Annotated in this window: 3 protein-coding genes; all 3 read right to left on the bottom strand. The window is 62.3% G+C overall.

All coding sequences use genetic code 11. The annotated features are described in order from the left end of the window. Positions 1 to 449: 449 nt before the first annotated feature. The 3 genes from AC1VS5_RS09225 to AC1VS5_RS09215 all read right to left on the bottom strand — a co-directional run bounded on the left by AC1VS5_RS09225 (position 450) and on the right by AC1VS5_RS09215 (position 7,380). Positions 450 to 1,466 (bottom strand): hypothetical protein, encoded by a 1,017-nt coding sequence (locus tag AC1VS5_RS09225; RefSeq protein WP_481218437.1) that lies wholly within the window; start codon positions 1,464 to 1,466, stop codon positions 450 to 452. A 396-nt stretch (positions 1,467 to 1,862) separates the two neighbouring features. Then, positions 1,863 to 6,572, bottom strand: a complete 4,710-nt coding sequence (locus AC1VS5_RS09220) for an acyl-CoA dehydratase activase-related protein (protein WP_481218436.1) — start codon at positions 6,570 to 6,572, stop codon at positions 1,863 to 1,865. After that, a complete protein-coding gene (locus tag AC1VS5_RS09215; RefSeq protein WP_481218435.1) occupies positions 6,565 to 7,380 on the bottom strand; it encodes a TetR/AcrR family transcriptional regulator in 816 nt (271 codons plus the stop codon). Before AC1VS5_RS09215 ends, AC1VS5_RS09220 begins: the two co-directional genes overlap by 8 nt. Between the last annotated feature and the right edge of the window lie 257 nt (positions 7,381 to 7,637).

Raw genomic sequence — 7,637 nt, 5'->3', positions numbered from 1 at the left:
GATTATAGTTTTATTTAAGAATACCTTGCCGCATATTTTTTACTCCTTTTCTGGACTTGAATTATTATATCACATCAGTTTTAGGAAAACAAGTATCTAAAAGAAATTTTTCTTCCCCTTATATGTAACAATCATACCGGCTTCCTAACGTTCAGAATGGTTTCTACTGTCTGCTGCGGTGTTTGGTTGGAATTGTCCAGCCAAAAGCCGATCCGTGGTGTTGTCTGCATTTTACTAAATACAAATTCAATGTATACAGAAAGAAATATATAAGGAGTGGGAGGGATTCCGCCGTAGTCGGCATTGTAGGAAAATCCAAAAGTTTAGATTTTCTCAAAATGCTTATCTTTTGGTCTTTGGTTCGGAATAGTGTAGTGCTGGCGGTCTATCTATTGTTTTCGGTTGCTTGCTTCTTTACCGTACATGAGCATTTGTAGCGGGCTTGTCAACTACTTCTTCGGCCTGCCGTCGCCGGTCGCTCGATAGTCGCCCGGAGCGAGCGTAGAAGGCGTAACGCCTCCCACGGAGAGCAGATAGACAAGCCGACCCGAAGTGAGAACGTCATGCATGGAAAACCGCACCACCGGCATGCCGAGCAGCGTTAGATGCGACTCGCGCCGACGCTCACGCGCGAGCACCTCAGTCGTGCTCCGCCCCTGTGTGAGTTCGGGATCGTCATACTTATCCAATCCGTCGAGCTCACCCAAGGCCGCAGATCCGTCTTTCAGAAGGAAGAGGAAATCTGGCCGCACCTCTCGCCAGGGCTCAACAGGATCCGAGAACGCAGGCTGGATATCAGACGGAGCCATGCCCGCCTCAATCATCACGGCGCGCGCAATCGACTCGCCGCCGCTCTCTGCCCTTCCATCGGCAAAAGCCGCGGCACGCCGAGCAATCGCGGCGCCATGCTTCGATCCGGAAAGCTCCTCAACGATGAATTTCAGAACGTCCCGATCGATATCGAACGTGCGGAGCAGCCCATCCGCCACCGCCAGCGCATCTGCAAACGGCGCCGACACCATACAATCCACCGCGGCCTCTACCAGCGATATCACACGCACGCCATCGACGCAGGTAATCTCGTGCGGCGTCATGCCGTGCCTCTTGAGCATTCCTCGGCTCTTTGACGGCGCGGATGCCTTCGTAACGCAATGAACTGCATCGAGAAGATGGTAGGAGACGGGCAGGCCATGGATGAGCGCCGCGCTATGGGAGCAGAACACTATATCCTGGTCGCGTGCAGCAAGCGCCCGCACGATATGAAGGTGCCGCGCATCGGGCAGCAGCGCATTCCAGTAGTCGTTCGTTGCGAACAGACGTGGGAACGGCTCTACCACGACACCCTGAGCAACGTGCCGCCGCAACAGCTGCACCTCATTCCGGTCGCGAGCGGCAAAACACCTGCCACGCCCTTGCTCATCACGAATGAGCTGCTCGAGCTCCGCCCAGCGCTTCGACCTCCGCATAGCGCCACCCCCGACCACGAGACTAAGTTTGTAGCGCTCATTCTACATGCCGAATTACGCAATAAGACGTAGAAAAATGCTCCTTATTGCGTAATTCGGCATGAAAGATTCATTTTGTCGTTTTTACGCCCGAGAACGCCGCCCGGAGCGGGCACCCTCCGCAAAGAGAAGCGCCCCCGCAGCCGGCTCCGCCCAAAATCGGGCGCCCCCGCAAAGGGGAGCGCCTTCGCAAAGGGGGCGCCCGACATCATCAGGAGGTAGCAGCGCCGCCCGCAGACGGCTGAAAGCGGCATCACCCGACCCAGCTGAAAGCAGCAGCGCCGCCCGCCCCAACCGAGAGAAGCGGCACCGCCTGGCACCGCCCGGCGCCGGCAGCATCGTCGGGCACCGGCAGCGCTACTTGACTCCCTCGCCCAAACGCTCGGCCACGGCCGCCACGGCGTCATCGGTAACGGCACCGCACGCAGAACACGAGCCGTCGGCCGCGCCGGCACCGCCGCGCGCGCCACTCCCCGCATCATCTCCGTGATACGGCCGGAACTTGCTGTCATCCATATCCATCGCAAGCGGCTTCACGCTCTCCATGGTGAAGCCCTTCCCTGCGCGCAGGTTCTCCTTCGCCACGCTGATCATGAGCTTGATGCGGTTGAGCTGGTTCACCTCCGAAGCACCCGGGTCGTAGTCCACGGCCACGATGTTGCTCTCGGGGTGCTGCCGGCGCAGCTCCTTGATCACGGCCTTGCCCACCACGTGGTTCGGCAGGCATGCGAACGGCTGCGTGCAGATGATGTTCGGCGCGCCGTGGTCGATGAGGTCGAGCATCTCGGCAGTGAGCAGCCAGCCCTCGCCCATGTTGTTGCAAAGTGAAAGAACCTGCGTGGCCTTCTGAGCCATCACGCTAATGGGCTCAGGGCGCTCGAATCGGGCACTCCGCTCCAGCAGCTCATCCACGGGTTTGCGCATCCAGTCGACCAGGCCGATGACGGCATCCATGGTGGCTCGCGATGCGGCGGAGCTCCCCAGCTCGTCCTTCTGCACCTTGGCATTCGACATGGAATACAGGAAGAAGTCGAGGAGCCCCGGCACCACGGCCTCGCAGCCCTCGGACTCAATGACCTCGACCACGTGGTTGTTCGCCGTGGGGTGGAATTTGACGAGAATCTCGCCTACCACGCCCACGCGCGGCTTGGTGCCCTCGCCCACGAGCGACAGCGTATCGAACGCGTGGATCGCCTCGCGCGAGAGCCGCGTGAACGAGCGGCGCGTGAACTTGGGAGCGAGCTTGCGGGCGCGCTCCATGTATTCCTCGAAGAGCGCGTTTGCAGAGCCCGGCGTAGCCTCGTACGGACGCGTGCGGTAGAGCATCTGCATCATCACGTCACCGAAAAGCACACAGTACACGGCGGCCTTGAGGAGCCCCGGCGTAAGCTTGAAGCCGGGATTCTGCTCGTCGAGCTTCACGGCCGAGAGGCTGATCACGGGCACCTGAGGGTTACCGCTCTCGCGCAGCGCCTTGCGGATGAGCGCGATGTAGTTGGTGGCACGGCAGCCGCCGCCTGTCTGCGAGATGATCACGGCGGTGCGGTTAAGGTCGTACTTGCCGCTCTCGATGGCCTCCATAATCTGGCCGGTCACGAGGATCGACGGGTAGCAGATGTCGTTGTTCACGTAGCGCAGGCCCGCCTCCACGGCGCCGCGGTCGGTAGAGGGCAGCAGCACAAAGTTGTAACCCGCCGCCTTCATGACCTCTTTGACCAGGTCGAAGTGGATGGGCGCCATCTGCGGGCAAAGAATCGTGTAGCCCTGCTCGCGCATCTCCTCGGTGAACTGCACCTTGGGGAAGGCGGCCGAGTTGGCGCGGCGCTGCGCGGAAAGCGCGTACTTGTGCGTGGAGAACGCCGGGGCATCCTCGCTCGGCGCCACGGGGGCGGCGTCGCCCTGCTCATAGACCTCGCCGGCGCGGGCGGCCTCGGCAGCGCGCTCGGCCTCCTGGTCCTTCAAGGCAGCCATGAGCGAGCGGATGCGGATGCGCGCAGCGCCCAGGTTCGAGACCTCGTCGATCTTGAGCACGGTGTAGATCTTGCCGGAACCCTCGAGAATCTCCTGCACCTGGTCGGTGGTGAGCGCGTCAAGGCCGCAGCCAAAGGAGTTGAGCTGGATGAGGTCCAGGTCGTTGCGGAGCGTCACAAGCTTGGCCGCACGGTAGAGGCGGCTGTGGAACATCCACTGGTCGACCACGCGGATGGGCCGGTCGGGTTTCACGAGGTGTGCGACGGAATCCTCCGTGAGCACCGCGAAGCCGAAGCTCGTGATGAGCTCGGGCAGAGCGTGGTTGATCTCCGGGTCGTTGTGGTACGGGCGCCCGGCGAGCACGATGCCGTGGCCGCCGTGCTCCTCGATCCAGTGAATGGCCTCCTCGCCCATCTCCTGAATCCGCTCATGGAAGCGCGCGTCCTCCTCGTAGGCGGCGTTCACTGCGGCATCGATCTCGGAACGGGTGATCTTGGGCCCGCGCACGCGGCCGCGGCCCTCCTCCGCATCCTGCACGCGCTCGACGGCGATGAGCTCGTACAGACGGCGCTTGAGCTCGATCTTGTCGTGATACGGCACGAACGGGTACATGAACTCGACGTTCTTGCTCGCAATCTCGTCGATGTTCAAGCCCAGCGCCGTGGGATAGCTCATGACGATGGGGCAGTTGTAGCAGTTGCCCGCCGCCGGGTCCTCCTTGCGCTCCCAGCGGATGCACGGCATCCAGATGAAATCGACGTCCTTGTCGATGAGGTTCATCACGTGGCCGTGGCTGAGCTTGGCCGGGTAGCACACGGACTCGGACGGCATGGACTCGATGCCTGCGTCGTAGGTCTTCTTGCTCGAATCGTCCGAGAGCACCACGCGGAAGCCCAGCTTGGTGAAGAACGCGTGCCAGAACGGATAGTTCTCGTACATGTTGAGGGCACGCGGGATGCCCACGGTGCCGCGCGGGGCGTCCTCCTCCGCCAGCACGGAGCGGTTGAAGAGCAGGTCGTTCTTGGCAGCAAAGAGGTTCGGCACCTCCTGCTTCTTGGCGTGGTTGCCCGCGCCCTTCTCGCAGCGGTTGCCCGTGATGAAGCGACGGCCACCGCCGAAGTCGTTGATGGTGAGCTGGCAGTTGTTGGAGCAACGGCCGCAGCGTGCATGACGCTGGGTCACGGTAAGCGCGGCGATCTCTTCGGCGGAGAGGATGTTCGAGGTACCCTCGGCGCCGGCGCGGTCGCGCGCGAGCAGGGCCGCCCCATAAGCGCCCATGCAGCCCGCGATGTCCGGACGCACGGCGTTCACGCCGGTAAGGAGCTCGAAAGCGCGCAGCGTCGCGTCGCTCATGAAGGTGCCACCCTGGACGATCACCTGCGTGCCGATCTCTTTGGGATCGCGCAGCTTGATGACCTTGAACAGGGCGTTCTTAATCACGGAGTAGGACAGGCCCGCGGCGATGTCGCCCACCGTGGCGCCTTCCTTCTGTGCCTGCTTCACGCGGGAGTTCATGAACACGGTGCAGCGGCTGCCCAGGTCGACGGGCTGCAGGGCGCCGATGGCCTCGCGCGCGAATTGCTCGACCCCCATATCCATGGACACGGCGAAGCTCTCGATGAAGGAGCCGCAGCCCGAGGAGCAGGCCTCGTTGAGCATGATGTGCTCGATAACGCCGTCAGCCACGCGCAGGCACTTCATGTCCTGGCCACCGATGTCCAAGATGAACTGCACGCCCGGCAGGAAGGCCTTCGCACCGCGCAGGTGGGCGACGGTCTCGATTTCACCCGAATCGGCCTTGAGCGCTTCGATGAGGAGCGCCTCGCCATAACCCGTGGTGGTCACGTGGCCGATGGTGCAGCTCGCGGGGATGTGCGCGTAGAAATCGGCCATGATGGTCTTGGCCGTGCCCAAGATGTCGCCGTTATTGTTGCCATACCAGGTGTAGAGGAGCTGGCCGTCCTCGCCCACCATTGCGGCCTTCATGGTGGTGGAACCGGCGTCCAGGCCGATGAACACGCGACCCTCGTAGCCCTCGAGCTCGCCGCGCGGCACGACTTCCCGGTCGTGGCGCTGCTTGAACTCCTTGTAGTCGGCATCGGTCGCGAAAAGCGGATCCAGGCGCGCCACCTCGGAGCCCTGGGTGTCGCCGAGCGCATCGATGGCGGCGATGAGCTCGGGGAAGGTGCTGAGCTTTTCGGACTCGTGCGCCATGGCGGCGCCGCTTGCTACGAAGAGGTGCGCGTTCTCGGGCACGATGCGGTGCTCCTCATCGAGCTCGAGTGTGATGTAGAAGCGCTCGCGCAGCTCGGAGAGATACTGGAGCGGGCCACCGAGGAAGGCCACATTGCCGCGGATGGGGCGGCCGCACGCGAGGCCCGAGATGGTCTGCGTTACCACCGCTTGGAAGATGGACGCGGCCACGTCCTCCTGGTGCGCGCCCTCGTTCAAGAGCGGCTGCACGTCGGACTTGGCGAAGACGCCGCAACGGCTCGCGATGGGGTAGATGGTGGTGGCGCCCTTGGCGAGCTCGTTCAAGCCGGAGGCGTCGGTGTGGAGCAGCGTGGCCATCTGGTCGATGAACGCGCCCGTGCCACCGGCGCAGGTGCCGTTCATGCGTTGCTCGATGCCCTGGTCGAAGTAGATGATCTTGGCGTCCTCGCCGCCGAGCTCAATTGCCACGTCGGTCTGGGGGATCATGGTCTCCACGGCGCGCTTGCTCGCGATGACCTCCTGCACGAACTCAAGGCCGAGCCACTGCGACAGGAGCAAGCCGCCAGAGCCTGTAATGGCACAGGTCATCTGCGCCTCGGGAAGCACCGCGGCCGCCTGCACGAAGAGGTCGCGGGCGCAAGCGCGCACGTCGGTGTGGTGGCGCTGGTACTTGGCGTAGACGATTTGGTTCTCATCGTTCAGCACGGCGAGTTTGACGGTGGTGGAACCCACGTCGATGCCTAAATGCAGTTTGCTTGTCGCGGCATCAGGATTCCAGATTGCACCGTCTGACACCGCGTCCGCCGTCGTGGCCGGCGCCCCGGCAGCCATCTCCTGCTCGGACATCTCGTCCACTTCGCCCATCACGGGAATCTTAACCATTGAAGTCCTCCTTGATGTCAGCATCATCCGTTGCGTCATCTAGCGGGCCGAAGAGGTTCAGCCCCATGAGCTTCATGCCGTATTCCGGCACGTTGATATCAATCGGCTTGCCATAGAGGTCGCCCGGGCGCACGAACGCCGCGACCGTCATGATGCGCGCCATCGTTTCGGGGGTCTCGCGCAGCCCCCTCGCGAACCACCTCTGTACGATGCCCATTTCCGCGGCGACCACGTAGGCAAGGTAGTAGTCGAAGAATGCACCGAGCACGCCGGGGAAGATGCCCGTTTTCATGCGATCGGCAACCGTGTCGCGAGCGATATCCATGATTCGCTGGACGAACGCAGGGTCACCGCCCGGGCCCAGCAGCGCACCGATCACCGCACCGTCGCGTTTCAGATAGGCGAGCAGCTCGACGGAGCCGGGGGCAGGCTCGAGGTCCTCGATGTTGCGGTACAGAGAGGCAAGATCCGCCGCGGCAACGCGGGCGATGCGAGCGCGAATCTCGTCCAAGATGTTCGCCTCGACCTGCTCGATGAAATCAGGGATATCGCGGTAGTGCGTGTAAAACGTGCGGCGCGTGAGGCCGGCGCGCTCCGTGAGCGCGGCGACCGTGACCGCATTTACGTCCTCGCCATCGCCGACCAGCTCTGCAAGCGCCCGGCGCAGCATACGCTGCGAACGCAAGCTGCGACGGTCGCATTTAGCGGGCGCCGGAGTCGCGGGAGCCATCGAAAGGGTTGCCGGGGGCACCTGCCGGACCAGCTCCGCCGCAGGTGCCGTTACCGCTGCTGATGCAGATGGAACCATATACCATCTTTCTCGTGTGCGAAGGCCCATTCCTTCACGCGCTGAGTATTATTGCACACAGCGTGCAATATCATTCACACGCGCGCCGGCATCGCCGCGTCTTCACAAGTGTTAGGAGCTTGTTAGCGCTGTGACACGCTTGCCGCAACCAACCGGAGGAACAACGCAGCGCTTTTGCGATTCGTGAGTATCTGTCGCCGCCTGTGTTTAGTCAAGTAGTTTTGAGCAGAATGTGCATCGGGAATTGAGCAGTATGA

The organism is Enorma sp. (genome assembly GCF_982429025.1).
This window is presented reverse-complemented; position numbering and strand designations above follow the sequence as displayed.